We start from the raw sequence: 18,054 nt of genomic DNA on the forward strand, positions 1-18,054 counted from the left end.
GCAGAGCCGGGCGAGGGTCGCCCGCATCTGCGGATTGGGGAACTAACAAAGAAGAAGGAGAATCGAATGCTTGATAAACTCAGACTCTTGGTAACGACCGGCCTCCTCGGCCTGACATTGATGTCGCCGACACTCGCCGCCGATCACACGCTGCGGATCGCCTATACCGAAGATCCGAAGACGGCCGACGTCCAGAAGACCTCGGACGCCTACACGCTGCCGCTCAATATCTTCGACCGGCTTGTCGAGGCCGAAACCAGCGGCCCCGGCCAGTCGAAGCTCACGCCCGGCCTCGCCGAAAGCTGGGACATATCCGAAGATGGCAAGACCTATACCTTCCACCTGCGCAAGGGCGTCCTGTTCCACAGCGGCGAAGAGCTGAAGGCCGATGACGTCGTCTTCACCTTCGACCGCATGCTGGACCCGAAGACCAAGGCGCTCGGCACCGATATTCTCGATTTCGTCGATGGCGCAAGCGAGCGTCTGGACGGAACCGCAGCGACCGTCCGCGGTCTGCAGGCTGTCGACGATTACACTGTGAAGATCGTCCTCAAGGAGCCCTATGCCGCGTTCATCGCGCTGATGGCGAGCCCGCAGGCCTCGATCTTCAATCGCAAGTTCACCGAACCGCTCGGCGACCAGTTCGGCCTTTCGCCGGAGACCACCAACGGTACCGGTCCGTTCATTCTCACGGAATACAACCTGAACGACAGCCAGGTCATGGAAGCCAACGAGAACTACTACAAGGGCCGGTCGAAGCTGGACCGGATCGTTGTTCGCGTCGTGGCTGACGCCGAAACCCTGCGCATGCTGTTCGAATCCGACGAGCTTGACGTTTTCGACGTCGACTACGCCATGACGCAGCTGCCCTACTTCCTCGCTAGCGACAAGTGGAAGGATCAGATTCGCTCAGGCCCGCGCGTCGGCATCTACTACTACCACATCAACCAGGCACTGAAGCCCTTCGACGACGTGCGCGTCCGCAAGGCCTTCCAGATGGCGATCAACCGCAAGGAAATCCTCGAGAAGAACTTCTACGGCAAGGGCATGCTCGAAAACGGCGTCATTCCGCGCGGTGTGGTCTGCTACGCTTCAGCGACGCCGATCGAATACAACCCGGAAAAGGCCAAGCAGCTTCTCACCGAAGCCGGCTATCCGGACGGTGTCGACATCAACCTGACCCAGGTCAGCAGCTGGTCGTCGAAGTGGTCTGACATGAACCAGATCATCCAGGCTCAGATCAAGGCGTCCGGCTTCAACGCCCAGATCAAGATGATGGACGAGTCTGCCTATTTCGACGCCCGCAAGGCCGGCACCGTCGACAACTATACGCAGACCTGGTCGGCCGACTTCAATGACCCGGACAACTTCTTCTATACCTTCTTCTCCAAGAGCGGCACGGCCGTCCGCGGCTACAACAACAACGATCCGGAGGTTTTCGCAGCGCTCGACAAGGCGCGCACGATGACCAATCCCGAGGAGCGTTGCGCCCTCTACCAGAAGATGAATGAGAAGATCGTGCAGGAAGACGCGGCCTGGGTTCCGCTGTTCAGCCTTGATCACACCTACATCGTTCAGCCGCGCGTGAAGAACTTCACCGTTCCGTGGAACGGCTGGAGCGACATGAGCTACTACCAGATGGAAGTCGAGTAAGACCTGTTGCGCGGCGGGTCTCGTTCGGGACCCGCCGCGTCTCTATGCTCTCATCCATCCCTCCCGGTTCCTCAAGGCCCGTCCCGGTGCGGCCTTCGATCCGGCGACCGACCATGAAAGAAATCAACCGATGCTGATGTTTGCTACAAAGCGCATCGCGGCCTCGATCCCTGTTCTGATCGGCATCACGGCGCTGCTGTTCGTCATGCTGAACGTCATTCCGGGCGATCCGATCGCGCTCCTGATGAAGGAGCACGCGAGCCCCGAGGTTATCGAGCGCGTGCGCGCCCAGATGCATCTCGACGATCCGCTCATCACCCGCTACTTCCGTTTCCTCGCGGGCGCGGTGCAGGGCGATCTCGGCATGTCGATCAAGCTGAACCGCAGCGTGACGACGCTGATCCTCAACGCCTTCCCCAACACCCTTTATCTCGCCGTCTGCGCGGCGATCGTCTCATGGGTGATCGGCATCCCGGTAGGGGTTCTCTCGGCCGTCAGGCGCGATTCCGCGCTCGACCATTTCTTCATGGGCTTCTCGCTGCTCGGCGTTTCCATGCCGATCTTCTGGTCGGCCCTCCTGATGCAGTACATCTTCGCGCTCAAGCTGAAGTGGCTGCCCGTCTCCGGTTTCTACGGCTTCGAATATGTCATCATGCCGGCCATCGTGCTCGGCTGGAGCTCGGCGGGCGTGATTGCGCGCCTGACCCGCTCGAGCCTTCTGGAAGTCATGCGGCACGACTATATCCGCACCGCCCGCGCCAAGGGCCTGCGCGAGATCAAGGTCATCATGCGCCACGCCTTGAAGAACTCGCTCATTCCGGTGGTGACGATCATGGCGATCCAGGTGGCGAGCCTGCTGTCCGGTGCGGTCATCACCGAGGCGATCTTCGGCATTCCCGGCGTCGGTCGCATCTCGGTCAACGCCATCCAGGCCCGCGACATGCCGCTCCTTCAAGGGTCGGTTCTGTTTGCAACCGCACTGGTCATTCTCGGCAATCTGGTGGCTGACATCCTCTATTCCGTGCTTGATCCCCGCATCCGTCACCAGATGAAGGGAGGCGTGAAATGACTGATATGACCGCAGCGCCGGAGGAAATGGTCGAGACTCTGGAGAGCGACAGCTTCCTGCGTGACACCATCCGGGTCTTCCGCAAGAACAAGATGGCGATGCTGGGTCTGATCCTCGTCAGCCTGCTTTTCTTCGTCGCCTTCTTCATCCCGATCATCAGCCCGCACGATCCCTACCGCGTGGCGCTCGGCGAGCAGTTCCTGCCGCCATCGTCCACCTACTGGCTCGGTACCGACAATTTCGGCCGTGATCTCTTGAGCCGCATTCTCTATGGCGCGCGCATCTCGCTTCTGGTCGGCATCGTGCCGAGCTTCATCTCGCTGATGATCGGGGCGGTGATGGGCATCATCAGCGGCTATTACGGCGGCAGGATCGATTTCATCATCATGCGGCTCGCCGACACGATGATCGCCTTTCCCTCGCTGCTGCTGGCCATGGTGGTGATGTACACGCTGGGTGCGAACCTCTTCAACATCTTCATCGCACTCAGCCTCGTCGGCTGGGCAGGGGTTGCGCGCGTGGTGCGCTCGCAGACGCTGGCGCTGAAGGAGAAGGAGTTCATCGAGGCTGCCCGCGCGGTCGGCACCACGCGCGCGAAGATCATGGTCCGCCATATCTTCCCGAACATCGTGCCGACGCTGATCGTGCTCTTCTCGCTCAGCATTCCCGAGGCAATCATGTGGGAATCGAGCCTCTCCTTCCTCGGCGTCGGCGTCCAGCCGCCGGAGGCGAGCTGGGGTCTCTTGGTGGCCAAGGGCAAGGAATACCTGTTCGCCTCGCCGCTCGTCGCCATCATGCCCGGCGTTGCGATCCTGATCACTGTGCTCGCATTCAATTTCATTGGCGACGGTCTGCGCGACGCGCTCGACCCCTACATGAAGGACTGAGGCCGTGACGATGACGGATCAAAACCAGTTGCTGAGCGTGCGCAATCTGCGCACCGATTTTAGCGGCCATCGCGGCGCCGTGCGGGTGGTGGACAATGTGTCCTTCGATGTCGGACGTGGCCGGATCGTCGGTCTCGTCGGAGAATCCGGCTCCGGCAAGAGCGTCACCTCGCTCTCGCTGATGGGCCTCGTGGCGTCGCCCTCGGGCCGGGTCAGTGCTGACAGCATCCTGTTCGACGGCAGCGATCTGACGAAGCTCACGCCCGACCAGCTGCGCCACAAACGCGGCCGCGACATGTCCATGGTCTTTCAGGAGCCGATGACCTCTCTCAACCCTGTGCGCACCATGGTGCAGCAGGTCGGCGAACCCCTGTCGATTCACACCAACCTCAGCCGGCGGGCCATTCAAGAAAAGGTGCTGCACATGTTCGAGACGGTGGGCATCCCCGAGCCCGCCGCGCGTCTCGACGCCTATCCGCATGAGCTTTCGGGCGGCCTCAGGCAGCGGGCGATGATCGCCATGGGTCTCATCTGCGAGCCCAAGCTGTTGATCGCCGACGAGCCGACGACGGCGCTCGACGTGACCACGCAGGCGCAGATCCTGCGGTTGATGGTGGCGCTGCGCGACCGGATCGGTACCGCGATCATCATGATCACCCACGATCTCGGCATCATCGCCGAGATGTGCGATGAGGTGAACGTGATGTATGCGGGCCAGATCGTCGAACAGGCCGATGTGTTCGACCTCTTCGACCGGCCGTCGCACCCCTATACCCGCGCCCTGCTCGCCTCGATCCCCAAGGCGACCGAGAAGCGTAGCGGCGACCGCATGAGCAGCATCAAGGGTGTGGTTCCCAATCTGGTCAAGCTCCCGCAAGGCTGTCGATTCCATCCCCGCTGCGGCGACGCCATGCCGATTTGCCGCGTGAAGTCGCCGGACCTCACCGATCTCGGGAGAGGCCACAAGGCCCGCTGCTGGCTCCACGACAAACAGGGAGCCGCGTCATGAGCGAAGTCCTCATTTCCACGGACAAGCTGACCAAGCATTACCGCCTGGGGGCCAGCTTCTTTGGTTCGAACGACAAGGTGATCCGGGCCGTGGATGACGTCAGCTTTGAGATCAACGAACGGGAGACCTTCGCGCTGGTGGGCGAATCCGGCTGCGGCAAGACCACGCTCGGTCGCGCCATGCTCCGGTTGGTCGAGCGCACATCGGGCAGCATCAACTATCGCGGCCAGGATCTGCATTCGCTCAATGAAGGCTCGATGCGGGCGCTGCGCAAGAAGCTGCAGATCGTCTTCCAGGATCCGTTCGCCTCGCTCAATCCCCGCATGCGGGTCAAAGACATTCTGGCCGAACCGCTGAGGGCCCATTCCTACGGAACCGAGGCCGAGATCGAGGAACGGTGCCGGGAACTGCTGGAAGTGGTTGGTTTGAGACCGCATCTCATGCGGCACTATCCGCATCAGTTCAGCGGCGGCCAGCGGCAACGCATCGGCATTGCCCGCGCGCTGGCCAACAATCCGGAATTCGTCGTCTGCGATGAGGCCGTCTCGGCGCTCGACGTGTCGATCCAGGCGCAGGTGCTGAACCTTCTGCGAGACCTGCAGGAACAGCTGAAGCTGACCTACCTGTTCATCACCCATGACTTGAGCGTGGTCCGGCAGTTTGCCGACCGCATCGGCGTGATGTTTCTCGGGAGGCTGGTGGAGGTGGGGACCACGGAGGAGATTTTCTCAAATCCGCGTCATCCCTATACCATGTTCCTGATTTCGGCCGTGCCGCGCGCCGATCCGCATCAGCGCAACCGCGAGCGGCCGGTGCTGGTCGGCGACATTCCGAGCCCCGTCAACCTGCCGTCAGGCTGCCGTTTCCACACGCGTTGCCCCTATGCCAGGGATATCTGCCGGGTCCAGGATACGGCGCTGGTGGCTGCGAACGGTCGCGGCGTCGCCTGTCATTTCCCGCTGGGCGATTGACCCCCGGCGGCTCCGAAAAGTGAGGGAAGAAAAGTACGTGGATCTGATCGTGAAGAAGACCGGCGAGGCGCTTTGGGAAGCCCGTCATGGGGACCGGAGCTGGCGCTGCGCCGTCGGCCGCGGCGGCATTCGTTTGCAGAAAGCCGAGGGTGATGGCGTCAGTCCCGTCGGCTGCTGGCCCATCCGGCAAGTGTATTACCGCGCCGACCGGATGGAAAAGCCCGTGACCGCCTTGCCCCGCCAGGCGATCGACCGTCTCGACGGCTGGTGCGACGAGCCGTCCGATCCTCAGTACAACCGCAAGGTCCGGCTTCCCTATGCGGCAAGCCATGAGGAACTCTGGCGGGAAGACGAGCTCTACGACATCGTCGTGGTGCTCGGCCACAATGACGATCCAGTGGTGCCGGGCGCCGGCAGCGCAATCTTCCTGCACCTTGCCCGCCCCAATTATTCCCCGACGGCCGGATGTGCAGCGCTTTCCCGCGAAGACCTTCTGGAATTTCTGGCCCGGGCCGATCCTTCCGTCCGCCTTTGCTTCAGCGACGCGGCCTGATCCCGCGTCGCATTTACTCTCCGCTGCCCTTCCTTGACAGATGATCCGGAACCCGCGTCATGGCGATGATCGATAGTGCCGCGCTCGAAAGGGCGCTGAACCTCCTTCCCTCCCGCTGCAAGGGTCCCGGAGGCGTGGCGGGCGTGGTGAAGGATGGCCAGATCGTCGCGCGGCGCGCATGGGGTTTTGCAGACATCTATCGCCGGCTGCCGATGACGGCGCAGACACGCCTGCCGATCTGCTCGATCTCCAAGCACTTCACCTGTGCACTGCTGCTTGACCTGTTTGACGACCCCTCCGTGCTCGACGCGCAGGTCGCGGATTTCCTGCCGGCCTATCGCGACCCGCTGCCGACGGTGGAGCAGCTCTGCCACAACCAGTCGGGCCTGCGCGACTATTGGGCGCTGACCGTCCTGCAGGGCGCACGGCCGGAGACGCGTTTTCGCCGGGAGGATGCGCTGCCGCTGATCGCCCGGTCGAAGACCGCGCATTTTAGGGCTGGCACGCTCTATTCCTACAACAACGCCAATTTCCGCATCCTGGCGGAACTGATCGAACGGAGAACCGGCCGCGACTTCGGCGCGCTTCTATCGGAGCGGCTGTTTGCACCGGCCGGCATGAAGACGGCGGTTCTTTCGCCGGATGCGCGCCATCCGCTCGATGGCGTCGTCGGTTATGAGGGCAATGACGAGATCGGCTTCCTGCCGGCCGACAACGGCGTCTATTGGTTCGGCGATGCCGGCATCTCGGCTGCGCTGGACGACATGCTGGCCTGGGAAGTCCATATCGACGCGACGCGCAACGATCCTCAAAGCCTCTATAATCGCCTGACGGCGCCCGTGACCTATGCCGATGGTTCTCCTGCGGAATACGGCTACGGCCTGCGCCGCGACAGCTGGTCGGGCGTGAAGTTTACCGCTCACGGCGGCGGCCTTCGCGGCTTCAGTTCCTACCGGCTGCATGCCGCCGAGGAACGGCTTTCGATGGTGGTGATGTTCAACCACGACACCGCCACCTTCACCTCCGCGATTTCGCTGATGGAAGCGGCCCTCGGCATGACGTCCCGTGCGAATGAGACGGTGAGGCCGGAAGGTTGGGACGGGCTGTGGCTGGATGATGCGCGCGGGCTGATCCTGCGCACCGTTCAGGACGCGACCGGCGTCAAGCTCTACTACAGCCCGTCGCCGTCGCGCCTCACGGTCGGCACCGATGGTATCGCCCGCGGCCAGGGATTGCGGCTGGAAAGGGATGGCCAGGCGCTTGCCATGCACCGCAGCCACGAGAACCTGGATGTGAGAGCACACCCGCTGGCCCGTATCGACTATGCCGACGCCCGCGAAATCGCCGGCCACTATCACTCCGAAGAACTGGATGCGGAGCTTGAGATCGAGGTCAGGGACGGAGCGGCGCATGCCCTCTTCAGGGGCTTGCTCGGAACGGGTCCAATGGAACGGATGTATCCGCTCGCCCAGGACATCTGGATCGTCACCACCCGCCGCTCCATCGACGCCTCCCCGCCCGGAGACTGGACGGTCAAGGTTCGCCGGACGGCAGAGGGAACAGTCGCCGGCCTCACTATTGGCTGCTGGCTGGCGCGCGTCATCGACTATTGCCGCGTCAGATAGATCGGAGTAAATTTCGCTAGGTGGTCTTCCACAAAATTGGCCTTGAACAACCCGATCCCGCCGGAGAACACTGGTGCTCTCACCGCTGCCCTGCTACACCATCTCCTGGGACACGATCCCATTTGCTCTCCATGGGGTGTTCGACGAGAGAGCCTGAGGGCCTTCGTCACCTGCTCGCCTTTAGAACTGTCTGATCGCCGGAGATCAACAACAGCCCTCCTTCCTCGTTGAGGTCAAAACGCTGTACCGAGATGAGCGCCTCGAGAAACTCACGCTCAACTTTCATCACGGCTGTATCACACGCCATCCTTGTCGTCATTGGAGGGCCGATCTCCAGTCCACCTTCACCATTGATCGAGATCGAACCTGTAAATCGATTGCAGCCTGTTGAGCCCGAAATCTGTCCCCTGTTGTCAATGGAAATGTTCGGCGCAGAAGCGCTAGCTGTCGGCTGACCTTTGATTTCGTCGACTACCCAGTTGCCAACCAGGAGATCTAGAGAATCGCCACCACAGCCTGCGAAGGTGCCCGTCACCGACTTCATTTCTACGGTCTGCGGGAAGAGACGTCCGCTCATGTCATCTCGACACATCTTATCCTGAATAACAAAACCAATTCCGAACTGCGCGATGTTGTAGTGATACGCACTGTCGACGATCCCAGGCGGAGGTAGGCTGAGGTCGAGGCGGTCTTCGCCATAGTTCAGTTCCAGCGATAGGCGCGCCTGCTCGATCACAGCGCGCCAGCCGGGTTCGTTGCCCTGCGCCGACCAGCGGTTTTCATCAGGGGCGGATATCTCGGCACATTCAGGAAGCTCCTTGCCTTCAATGGTCGCCAGACCTCCTCCATTTTTGCTCCAGAATATCGTTTCTCCGGTTTCATCTGCGTACTTCGCGCCATCGGCCGAGATCGCAGCTTTCAGTTCAAATATCCGGCCATCCGTTTCCACTTTGGCATTACCATCGCGAAAGCTAACGCGGAGCCGGCTGTCGCCGCACAGAAACGTAGTCTGCAGTTCGGATGGTTCGAACTCGCTCAGCAGGACCTGGCCAAGAGGTACGTCTTCGCTTCCTGCGGCGATTACAATTGGCTCGCTGACCCACTGAATCCTGTTAGCGAGCTTAATCGTGGCGCGGAGTTCGCCGCCTACTCCGGCGGGAATTTCGAGATCGAAGTTCCAAGGGCCCTGCTGTCCGAGAGCCACTTCTGTTGTCACTCCGAGACTTGTCCCCTGGAATCCAGTGGCCTCAACCACGAGCTCGGATCGAGAAGGCAGAGCAATGCTTTCACGAAGGTAAACTGAACCAGTTATTTCGCGCAGTTCTTGTGCAGTGGTAACGCTTGGGGCCAGAGCAAGAATAAAGGCGGGCAGAACATTGCGTGACATAAACAATCCTTTGCTTATAGAGCGTTTCGGCTGAAAAGGGGCTGAGTAAAGTCGGCATGTCCGGATTCGGTCGGATTATCCTACGTTTCGATCGAGAAGCATGGTTTGCACTGTTGTCGCCGACGATTACTATGAGCGACGGCTGCTACCTTACGCAAGCGATATGGCGCGCCGGGAGTAATTGCTAACCGTTCTCTTCATGCCACCACGGCCTAGCCTCGTTTTATGCGAGACAACAGTCGACATGGACTATTTCGGCAAGATCCGTGCGGCAAGTTCGCTCCAGTACGCGACCCCATGGCCAATGGCATCATCGTCGAAGTCGTATCCGGGGTTGTGAAGAGCAGCGGAGTCTCCGTTACCGAGAAGAACATAGGCACCCGGTACCCGCCGCAGGATGAAGGCGAAATCTTCGGAGCCCATAACTGGCTTCAGATCGTCTCTCACCTTGTCGGCACCGGCCACTGCGCGCATCGCGTCGAGCGCGATCTCGGTCTCCGTCGGGTGATTGATTGTTGGCGGATAGGGCGTGAGGGGCGGTCTCGAGACTGTCACTTTAACGCCTAGCGCTTCGCCGGTCTTCTCGCAAATCCGCCAAAGCTCTTCTTCGATCGTGACAGCAACTTTCTCCGAGAAGCACCGGAAGCCACACTTCAACTCCACCTTGTCGGGAATGACGTTGAACGCGTCCCCACCATTGATCGCAGTGATGGAAACTACAGCTTGCTCGAATGGATTCACCACGCGACTGACGATCGTCTGTACGGAACTGATGATGTGGCCGGCAGCCACGATCGGGTCGCGCGTCGTGTGCGGCTGCGCAGCATGTCCGCCCTCGCCCTGAACGGTGATGAAGACGCCATCGGCCGACGCCATCGCCGGGCCGCGCATGACACCGAATTCACCGACCGGCATCCCCGGCCAGTTATGGAGCGCGTAAGCACCCTTGACCGGGAAACGCTCGAGCATGCCGTCATCGATCATGGCTTGCGCGCCCGCCTGACCTTCCTCCGCCGGCTGGAAACAGAAAATGAGCGTCCCATCGAATGTTCGTGTGTCAGCGAGATGCCGCGCCGCGCCCAATAGCATGACGGTGTGCCCGTCATGGCCACAAGCATGCATTCGTCCCGGAGCAGTTGAAGAATACGCCACGCCCGAGGCTTCCTCGATCGGAAGAGCGTCCATGTCCGCCCTGAACAGGACGCGCTTCTCCTTCGAAGCTGCCGGCCCGCTGGAGCCATGCAATACGCCGAGAATACCGGTCTTGCCGATCCCCTCGATCACCTCGTCGAAGCCGAACGAGCGAAGGCGCTCGGCCACAAGCCCTGCGGTGCGCGGCAGATCGTACATCAGCTCGGGATGGCGGTGAAAATCTTGTCGCCACTCGATCAGGTCAGGAAGCATCGCGGCGATCGAGTTCTTCAACGAGGTGCGCATTTCATCCAGTTCCTATGTCAGTTGCAGCCTTGCCCTGCCTGGGTGGCGGAGCAGCATTGTTTGCCAATGGGCCTCCGGCGCGAAGCGGAGTGCCAAATGACAGTGCCGATTGTCGGTGGGAGGCAACCCTCCGATCGATGCCTACGGTCACGTGCGCGCGAAGTCCGGAAGCGGATATCCTGACGGATGCGCCCCGATCGGAAACCATTCCTGGCCCGGTATCGCCGCCAGGAGCTCATCGACATACGGATGCCGGCTGGTCGCCATGACCTCCGCCGGTGTACCCTTAGCCACGGTTTTCCCATGCCGCATCACGACGATGTTGTCGCATATCCCGGCAGCGACCCTGAGGTCGTGCGTTATGAAAAGGATCGCCAGACCGCGCTTCTTCTTCAGGTCGTCGAACAGATCCAGAATCTCCCGCTGCATGGAAACATCCAGCGCGGACAAAGCCTCGTCGGCGATCAATACTTCTGGGTTGGCGGCGAGGGCGCGGGCGATGCAGACGCGTTGGCGCTGGCCTCCCGAAAGCTCGTGGGGAAACCGGTCGAGAAACTTGCGGTCGAGCTTCACGTCATCGAGAAGGGAAAGAGCCCTATCCGTTTCGGCACCTCGCGCGGCACCGTTCACACGGGCGACATCCATGAGCGTCCGACCGACCGTGTGGCGCGGATTGAGCGCCGCCGTCGGGTCCTGAAACACCATCTGCATGCAATGTCGATGCCGGCGCTTCAGGAATTGCGGAAGCGGCACGATATCTGTCCCGTGGACGGCGATCACACCGGCATCGGGCTCCTCCATACCGACCAGGCACTTCGCGAAGGTCGATTTTCCCGACCCGCTTTCGCCGACGATACCAAGCGTCTCCCCGGCTGCCAGATCGATCGCTACATCGTCGAGCGCAGTGAAACGCCCTTTGAACGTCTTGCGCAGAGATCGCGCGGACACGATCGGTACGGCTTTCAGCCCACCGAACCGCGGCCTCCACTCCGGAACCGCGCCGATGAGCGTCCTCGTGTAGTCGTTGCGGGGATTCTTGAGCACATCCCCGAGCCCGCCCTGTTCGACAATACGCCCATGACGCAGGACCACCACATCATCGGCAATTTCGGCGACGACACCGAAATCATGGGTGATGAAGAGGACCGCCGTTGCGAAACTCCTCTGCAATTCTTCGACCAAGTGAAGGATTTGCGCTTGCGTCGTAACGTCGAGCGCGGTCGTCGGCTCGTCTGCGATCAGGAGATCAGGATTAAGCGCCATTGCCATTGAGATCATGATGCGCTGGCGCTGGCCTCCCGAGAGTTCGAAGGGGTAGGAATCGAGGATCCGGCGGGGGTCCGGCAGATGCGCCATGTCGAGTAGCTCGCGCATGCGCAGGTCGCGTCCTCCCGGCGGCTCGACGCGATGGGCAGAGAACACCTCGTCGAACTGCGTCCGGATCTTTCTAACCGGATTGAGCGCGGACATCGGATCCTGGAAGATCATGCTGATCCGCTTCCCGCGCAGGTCGCGCATCGTGGTCTTGGACTGACCACGTAGGCTATCGCCCCGGAATCTGATATCACCGCCGGTGATCGCCAGTTGCGTACTCGGAAGGAGACCGAGCACCGCATTGGCGATGATCGATTTGCCGGAGCCACTCTCACCCACGATGCAGACCGTCTTCCCCTCCTCCACCGAGAAGCTGACATTTTCGACAATGGGCGTCTCTTGCCTTAGGCTCACGAAGAGTTCGCGAACGTCAAGAACGGGACCAGGCATCATTTGGATTCCCTCCGCTCGAAATACGGATCCTGGCTGTCGCCAATCGCATCGCCCAGAATAGTGATCGAGACGATCGTCGACATGATCGCAAGTCCAGGCAGGAAGGTGAGCCACCAGCTCTGCGACATGACACCACGCCCGGCGCTGATCAGGTATCCCCAACTGACGACCTTCGGGTCCCCGAGACCTACGAAGCTCAGCGCGCTTTCGAACAGTATTGCCATCGACACCATCAGAGCTGCCATGACGGTGAGCGGAGACAGGATGTTGGGGAATATCTGAGACCACGCGACGCGGAGGCTTGACTGACCGGAGAGCATGGCCGCCTGAACGAACTCCCGTTTGCGCATCGAGAGAAACTCGGCACGCGTCAGCCGAGCGACGGGCGGCCAACTGACGACGCTGATCGCAATCATGATGGAGACGGTTGACGGCGCATAGATGGCAACCAGCAGGATTGCGAGTGCAAAGCTGGGCACGGTCTGAAACATTTCCGTGCTGCGCATCAGCGCGCTGTCGACGCGGCCGCCGACGAAACCGGCAACAGCCCCGATGCTGGTGCCGACGACGATTGCCACGCAAGTCGAAACGAGGCCAATCGCCAGTGACGTCCTCGCCCCGAACATGAGCGATGCCATCAGATCTCGCCCGAGCGCGTCGGTTCCGAGCGGGTGCGTTATGTCCGTGAATGGTGTAAGCAGGGGACGCGCGACCATGCGCCACGGTCCGTCGGGAAAAACGGCCGGCGCCGACAGCGCCGCCAGAGCGATTGCACCCAAAATCGCGAGCGCAAGCACGGCGTCGAGCCGCGAAAGCAGTGATTTCCAGATCGGCATCGGCTCTGTCCTCAAGCGGTGCGGGTTCGCGGGTCGACGAACCGGTAAAGGAGATCGACCAGAAGATTGGCCAAGATCACGATTATCGAGGTGGCGATGAAGATCCCGATCACGACATTGTAGTCCCGTGAACCCAATGCGTCGTACATCAGACGGCCGATGCCGGGCCACGCAAAAACGGTCTCGGTCAGGATCGTTCCAGCCACAAGCTGCCCGGCCTGAACGCCCGCCATCGTCGTAATCGGCAGCAATGAGGTGCGCAGCACATGACTAAACCAGATTCTTGCCGGCGCCATGCCCTTGGCATGCGCCGCCTTGACGAAGAGGGCATTGGCAGTCTCGATCATCGATGCCCGCACGAGACGCGCATAGATCGCCATGGTGAACAGCGCCGACGCCATGGCCGGCATGGCGAGGTGGTGCAGATAGTCGAGTATTGCGTCAATCCCGGTATAGCCCGCCCCGATCGTCTCGGTGCCATGCGACGGGAACCATCCCAGCCTGCCTGAAAAAAGGAGGATAGCCATGAGGGCGACCCAGTAATAGGGCGAGGAAAAGAACAGGACGGAGCCGAGGCTGATCAACCGGTCGGTCCACCGGCCGCGGTAGATGGCGGCGACAAAACCCGCCGCTGTGCCCATCACCAGCGCAAGGATAAATGCCGCCCCCGCCAGGATGAGCGTATTGGGAAGGCGTTCGACGATCATGTCGAATACGGGCCGGCCCTCGCGATAGGACTTGCCCAAGTCGAGGCTCGCGACGTCCCTCAGATAATAGCCGAGCTGAACAGGCAACGGCTGACCAAGGCCCATCTGCGCACGCAGGTATTCGATGTACTCAGGATCACCCGACGCTGCCTCGCCGGCGATGAAAGCCGCTGGATCACCCGGCGCCGCCCTGACGAGCAGGAACGTTCCGGTGATCACGACCAGAATCACGACAATGCGCTTGGCGAATTCGGACAGGACGGTCTTGAGCATGGCGTCAACTCCGTGCGCAATCCTGCCGGCCGGCTGACGTGCCGGTCGGCCGAATTGGCACCTATTTTTCGATCCAAACGTTTTCGAAGCTGTCGCTGAGACCGAGTGCCGTCGTGATCAGGTCCCTGACTTTCGCACGGTATAGCGTGGGGAACTGGAGTTCCGCCGTCCAACCCTGGACGGCATCGTCGGCGATGATCTTCTGAGCCTGGGCGTAGAGTGCGGCGCGATCGCCGGCATCACCCACGGCATCGGCCTTCGCAAGCAACTCATCCAGTCGGGGGTTGGAATAGCGGCCAACATTGTTCCACGGCGAACCGATAACGTCGTTGCGCGAGTAGAAGTTTCGCGTCACACCGACTGCAGGGTCACCATACTGGTAGAGGTAGATATTGCCGAGGTCGTAATTGCGCTCGCCGAGCTTTTTCAGATAGCCGCCCACGTCATTGGTGTCGATTTCGACATTGAGGCCGATTTCCTTCCAGGCCTGCACTTCATATTCCGCAAGGCGCGCCCAGGCGGATCCGACTGGTGCGGTGCTGAGCTTCAGCAGTTCGCCCTTGTAGGTCGAAGCGGCAACGAGGGCTTTCGCTTTCTCGACGTCGAATTCGTAGGCGTTGACGGACGGGTCGAAGAAAAGCGTCCTCGAATCGAATGCACCGCGTGGCGGCGTCGCAAGGCCGGCGAAAACCACGTCGCGGATGAAGTTCTTGTCCAACCCATAGTTCAACGCCTGACGCAATTTGACATCGTCGAGAGGCGCCTTTTGCGTGTTGATCCACAAGAAGGCGTGCGGAGCCAGCATCTCCCAGCCCTTTGTGGTCGATTTGACACCATCCAGGCTTGCGAGCCGCGAAACGTCGAACCCTTCGAGATTGGAGGCCGAGACGACATCCACGCTGCCTTCCTCAAATGCGACCGCGCAGCCTTGTGCATCGGGAATAATCACGAAGTAGAGGTCGTCGAGATAGGGTTTTGTTCCGTCTCGGTATTCGTTGAAGCGGGCCAGATGGATGAAGCTGCCCTTCTTCCATTCCTTGATGTAGAACGCCCCCGTTCCGATCGGGGTGGAATTGGCCGGATTTTCCCGGAAATTTCCGCCCGTATAAAGGTGAGCAGGTATGATCGGCAGGCTGCCGTAGTTCAGCATGTAGATGAAGGATGGGATGCTCTCCTTGAGCGTAAACCGCACTTGGTGTTCCGAAGTCGCCTCGACCTTCTTCACCTTGTCAGCGACCAGTTTCAGGCGATCATTCTCCACCGAGAACACCTGGTACGAGGCCACGACGTCAGCGGCCGTGAACGGTTTGCCGTCATGCCATTTGGCGTTTTCCACGAGGTCGAAGGTCCAGATCAGCCCGTCGTCGGACTTCTCCCAGGAACTCGCAAGCCAGGGCTGCGGCCTCAGCTCGAAATCGAACTTGACGAGCGCCTCATAGATCTTGCTGGAAACAATGCTGGCGGAGCCAAGGCCGGACAGACCGGCCACGGCCATCGGCGGTTCGGGAAAAAGCGCGACTTTCAGCGCACCGCCTCTTTCCTGTGCTGCAAGCGGCGCGGCAAATGCCAAGACCACTGCGACGGTAATGGCAACCAATGATCCGAGTTTCATTTGTCTTCTCTTCCAACGGTTTGTCTTCTGGCTCCCACTCCGAGAGCCCGATGGTTCAATCAATTGGCTCTTGCCTACCGGTCTGCGCGAAACGGCGCCGGATCGAGAAATCGGTTGATGACATTCGCCGTCATCCGGACGACGTCGTTGCGGCCAGCCGGGTCACCGCCATCGAGCAATGCGCCAACCCAGGTCATGGATCCGACGGAAAAGACCGCGCCGGATCGGCCGGCAAACCTGATCGCGATGTCCGACCGCGCTTTCGGATCGGTAAAGGGAAGTACGGTCGACAGCATTTCTTCCTTGGTACGAAGCATAGACTGAGGATGGCCCAAACTGCTCGCGATGAGGTGAACATCTGCGTCGGGTGCAAGGCGGCGCTCCACCCGGTCGACCTCCTGTCCGGCCGCACCGTTGCCGAGCCAACCGTGATGTCCGAACGTGTCGCCCACTCCGTCGAGTGCAAAGGCGGCCGGCCCGGAACGGGCATCCGGATTGACCTTGTAATACCCGCTCTCGTCGAACCCTTGCGCGGCAAAGCCTACTCCGGCCAGCCGGTTCGGCGGCCGGCCAAGTCGCCTCCAGAGCCCGCCATAGCCTCCGTCCATCATATGGTGGCCCTCGCCCGGCTCGGCGATCCATGCACGGGTGCCGTCTTCGGTGCGGCGCACCTCGATCTGGCCGGGGACACGGTCCGAAACGCTCACACGCCAGTAAAAGCCGTTGCCGCCGAGATAGAGCAAGCGGCCACCGCCGTCACAATAGGCGTCGAGCGCATTCAGCATTTCCGCTGAATAGTACTCGGGGTGGTTCCCGGTGACGACAACCCGATGTCCGGCCAGGGCGTCGGTCCCTTCGCGATGCAGGTCTTCGTCAGTAAGCACGTCGACCTGGCCGAACTGCTGCCTGAGCCAAGTAAGCAGCCATGTGTCAGGGACGATCCCCCACGGCAAGCTTGCAAAGCGCATTGACAGTACAGGCCGCAGGCGAGAGGACAGCATGACGGGCGAACCGTCCTTATGCCGGTCGTAATGCGACCTCCCAAACCCCGAATGTCCATCGACAGGGGATTCGTCGGGATAGAAGGTGATCCCGTGGTTCGGTCCCCGCATCGCCGTCGGCGCATTGCCGTAGGACAGATAGGTGAACGTGGGAAGGAGGAGAGCGACTGGCGCCCTGGAAGCCCGACGCGCGCGAACCACGAAGGGAACCACGTCCGACCCGTTCTCGGTCTCGAGCGAGATACCATAGAGCCCGGAGGCACAACCCTGAGGGATCTCCAGCGCCAACGCGTCCGGCCACCCGCAATCGGCGAGGTCGTCGGAATGGAAGTGAACCGCGTTGTAGTGCCCCGGCCGCTGACGCCAGTCAAAGACGCTGCCATCCCAAAATGGGCCCGTGATCGCACGGGTCGGCGTGTTGACCAGGACGGCGTCACAGCGCGCAGGCCCGACGTCGACGACGCGGTCACTTTCCGGGAACAGCGAGAAGTCCCATCGCGAATGGATCGTCGCCGCGCCATGGGCACGTGTCAAACGCCGCCACCCCTCCGGGCCATTGGCCAGTGCCGATGCGATATCCCGGGCGTTCGCGGACGCGAGCACTGGGTCGGCGACACGCCCGTCAACGACCTCGCACGGCAGACTGCCGGAGATGCGCGCGCCCAGCGACAGGGAATGTGCCGTTTCCAGCCCTTCAACCTGACGTTCTGCACCGGTCATGCTGACATTCCCGAAAAGCGGGGCAATTGCCAGAACGACCCCTCCTGCCGGCTGTGCGAGCGTGACGGCAATTGCCGTCCAGCGACCGCGTTCAAGCGCAGACCCACCGCGCAACAGTGCCGCGTCCGTCGCATCGACGACGGCGACATGTCCATCCTCCTCGACGCTCACGCCGCCGAGATCGGCTCCATCCGCGTCATAGAACCGCGCAATTGTCTGCCGCCGCCCCATGAGGGTCGGCATGAACAGGAGGCCGAATGTCTTGGTCGCGGAAACGCGCATGGCCTCCGCCACCGGAGCCGTCGCATAGGACCCGAGTGGCGCCTTGTGATGCTTCCCCGCCAAGACCGTGCCTTCAAAACCTTCGGCATTCCCGAGGCTCACCTTCGGCCCGGCCTCGGACGACCAGAAGGCGCCTTCGATCCTGCGGACACCGAGACGCACCTGCTTGGCGGTCGTAGAAACCTTGATCCGTAGTGTCTCTCCTGCCATCACGGCGATCGGGTCCGTGTAACCGACGACATTCTTGGTAGGCGACGTACTCATG

General features: G+C 61.2%; 14 protein-coding genes. 7 read left to right on the plus strand and 7 right to left on the minus strand.

Annotated features, from left to right (window positions below; genetic code table 11):
* The first annotated feature begins 66 nt into the window (after positions 1-66).
* From EUU22_RS03835 to EUU22_RS03865, 7 genes are all read left to right on the plus strand, one after another.
* The gene (locus EUU22_RS03835; RefSeq protein WP_112691296.1) at positions 67-1,653 is read left to right on the plus strand and encodes an ABC transporter substrate-binding protein; all 1,587 of its coding nucleotides are present in this window, start codon (positions 67-69) and stop codon (positions 1,651-1,653) included.
* Positions 1,654-1,783: 130 nt separating this feature from the next.
* On the plus strand, positions 1,784-2,722 hold the full coding sequence (locus EUU22_RS03840; protein WP_112691297.1) for an ABC transporter permease: 939 nt from the start codon (positions 1,784-1,786) through the stop codon (positions 2,720-2,722).
* Positions 2,719-3,609, plus strand: coding sequence for an ABC transporter permease (locus EUU22_RS03845; protein ID WP_129330769.1), 891 nt, complete (start codon positions 2,719-2,721; stop codon positions 3,607-3,609). The genes EUU22_RS03840 and EUU22_RS03845 overlap by 4 nt, the downstream gene beginning before the upstream one ends.
* Before the next feature lie 10 nt (positions 3,610-3,619).
* Positions 3,620-4,618, plus strand: coding sequence for an ABC transporter ATP-binding protein (locus EUU22_RS03850; RefSeq protein ID WP_129330798.1), 999 nt, complete (start codon positions 3,620-3,622; stop codon positions 4,616-4,618).
* Positions 4,615-5,589 carry an ABC transporter ATP-binding protein gene (locus tag EUU22_RS03855; protein ID WP_112691299.1) on the plus strand — a complete coding sequence of 325 codons (975 nt, stop codon included), beginning with the start codon at positions 4,615-4,617 and terminating at the stop codon, positions 5,587-5,589. Before EUU22_RS03850 ends, EUU22_RS03855 begins: the two co-directional genes overlap by 4 nt.
* Before the next feature lie 37 nt (positions 5,590-5,626).
* Positions 5,627-6,142 (plus strand): L,D-transpeptidase family protein, encoded by a 516-nt coding sequence (locus EUU22_RS03860; RefSeq protein ID WP_205687842.1) that lies wholly within the window; start codon positions 5,627-5,629, stop codon positions 6,140-6,142.
* Positions 6,143-6,201: 59 nt separating this feature from the next.
* Complete coding sequence (locus tag EUU22_RS03865) at positions 6,202-7,767, plus strand: D-aminopeptidase (protein WP_129330770.1); 1,566 nt, start codon at positions 6,202-6,204, stop codon at positions 7,765-7,767.
* Positions 7,768-7,933: 166 nt separating this feature from the next.
* On the opposite strand, the gene EUU22_RS03870 is transcribed toward EUU22_RS03865, so the two are convergent.
* From EUU22_RS03870 to EUU22_RS03900, 7 genes are all read right to left on the minus strand, one after another.
* On the minus strand, positions 7,934-9,154 hold the full coding sequence (locus EUU22_RS03870; RefSeq protein WP_112691302.1) for an META domain-containing protein: 1,221 nt from the start codon (positions 9,152-9,154) through the stop codon (positions 7,934-7,936).
* 249 nt (positions 9,155-9,403) lie between these two features.
* Positions 9,404-10,591, minus strand: coding sequence for a M20 aminoacylase family protein (locus EUU22_RS03875; RefSeq protein WP_112691303.1), 1,188 nt, complete (start codon positions 10,589-10,591; stop codon positions 9,404-9,406).
* 147 nt (positions 10,592-10,738) lie between these two features.
* Positions 10,739-12,358 carry a dipeptide ABC transporter ATP-binding protein gene (locus EUU22_RS03880; protein ID WP_112691304.1) on the minus strand — a complete coding sequence of 540 codons (1,620 nt, stop codon included), beginning with the start codon at positions 12,356-12,358 and terminating at the stop codon, positions 10,739-10,741.
* On the minus strand, positions 12,355-13,194 hold the full coding sequence (locus tag EUU22_RS03885) for an ABC transporter permease (protein ID WP_129330771.1): 840 nt from the start codon (positions 13,192-13,194) through the stop codon (positions 12,355-12,357). Before EUU22_RS03885 ends, EUU22_RS03880 begins: the two co-directional genes overlap by 4 nt.
* Before the next feature lie 11 nt (positions 13,195-13,205).
* Complete coding sequence (locus tag EUU22_RS03890) at positions 13,206-14,174, minus strand: ABC transporter permease (RefSeq protein WP_129330772.1); 969 nt, start codon at positions 14,172-14,174, stop codon at positions 13,206-13,208.
* A gap of 61 nt (positions 14,175-14,235) precedes the next feature.
* Positions 14,236-15,786 carry an ABC transporter substrate-binding protein gene (locus EUU22_RS03895; protein WP_129330773.1) on the minus strand — a complete coding sequence of 517 codons (1,551 nt, stop codon included), beginning with the start codon at positions 15,784-15,786 and terminating at the stop codon, positions 14,236-14,238.
* A 74-nt stretch (positions 15,787-15,860) separates the two neighbouring features.
* The gene (locus tag EUU22_RS03900) at positions 15,861-18,053 is read right to left on the minus strand and encodes a N,N-dimethylformamidase beta subunit family domain-containing protein (RefSeq protein WP_129330774.1); all 2,193 of its coding nucleotides are present in this window, start codon (positions 18,051-18,053) and stop codon (positions 15,861-15,863) included.
* Between the last annotated feature and the right edge of the window lies 1 nt (position 18,054).

This window comes from Ciceribacter ferrooxidans, assembly GCF_004137355.1.
Lineage (GTDB): Bacteria > Pseudomonadota > Alphaproteobacteria > Rhizobiales > Rhizobiaceae > Allorhizobium > Allorhizobium ferrooxidans.

Bases quoted from the DNA above. Each gene is read 5' to 3' on its own strand.
- EUU22_RS03835 (WP_112691296.1), top strand. From the start codon at position 67: ATGCTTGATAAACTCAGACTCTTGGTAACGACCGGCCTCCTCGGCCTG.
- EUU22_RS03840 (WP_112691297.1), top strand. From the start codon at position 1,784: ATGCTGATGTTTGCTACAAAGCGCATCGCGGCCTCGATCCCTGTTCTG.
- EUU22_RS03845 (WP_129330769.1), top strand. From the start codon at position 2,719: ATGACTGATATGACCGCAGCGCCGGAGGAAATGGTCGAGACTCTGGAG.
- EUU22_RS03850 (WP_129330798.1), top strand. From the start codon at position 3,620: ATGACGGATCAAAACCAGTTGCTGAGCGTGCGCAATCTGCGCACCGAT.
- EUU22_RS03855 (WP_112691299.1), top strand. From the start codon at position 4,615: ATGAGCGAAGTCCTCATTTCCACGGACAAGCTGACCAAGCATTACCGC.
- EUU22_RS03865 (WP_129330770.1), top strand. From the start codon at position 6,202: ATGGCGATGATCGATAGTGCCGCGCTCGAAAGGGCGCTGAACCTCCTT.
- EUU22_RS03870 (WP_112691302.1), bottom strand. From the start codon at position 9,154: ATGTCACGCAATGTTCTGCCCGCCTTTATTCTTGCTCTGGCCCCAAGC.
- EUU22_RS03875 (WP_112691303.1), bottom strand. From the start codon at position 10,591: ATGCGCACCTCGTTGAAGAACTCGATCGCCGCGATGCTTCCTGACCTG.
- EUU22_RS03880 (WP_112691304.1), bottom strand. From the start codon at position 12,358: ATGATGCCTGGTCCCGTTCTTGACGTTCGCGAACTCTTCGTGAGCCTA.
- EUU22_RS03885 (WP_129330771.1), bottom strand. From the start codon at position 13,194: ATGCCGATCTGGAAATCACTGCTTTCGCGGCTCGACGCCGTGCTTGCG.
- EUU22_RS03890 (WP_129330772.1), bottom strand. From the start codon at position 14,174: ATGCTCAAGACCGTCCTGTCCGAATTCGCCAAGCGCATTGTCGTGATT.
- EUU22_RS03895 (WP_129330773.1), bottom strand. From the start codon at position 15,786: ATGAAACTCGGATCATTGGTTGCCATTACCGTCGCAGTGGTCTTGGCA.
- EUU22_RS03900 (WP_129330774.1), bottom strand. From the start codon at position 18,053: ATGAGTACGTCGCCTACCAAGAATGTCGTCGGTTACACGGACCCGATC.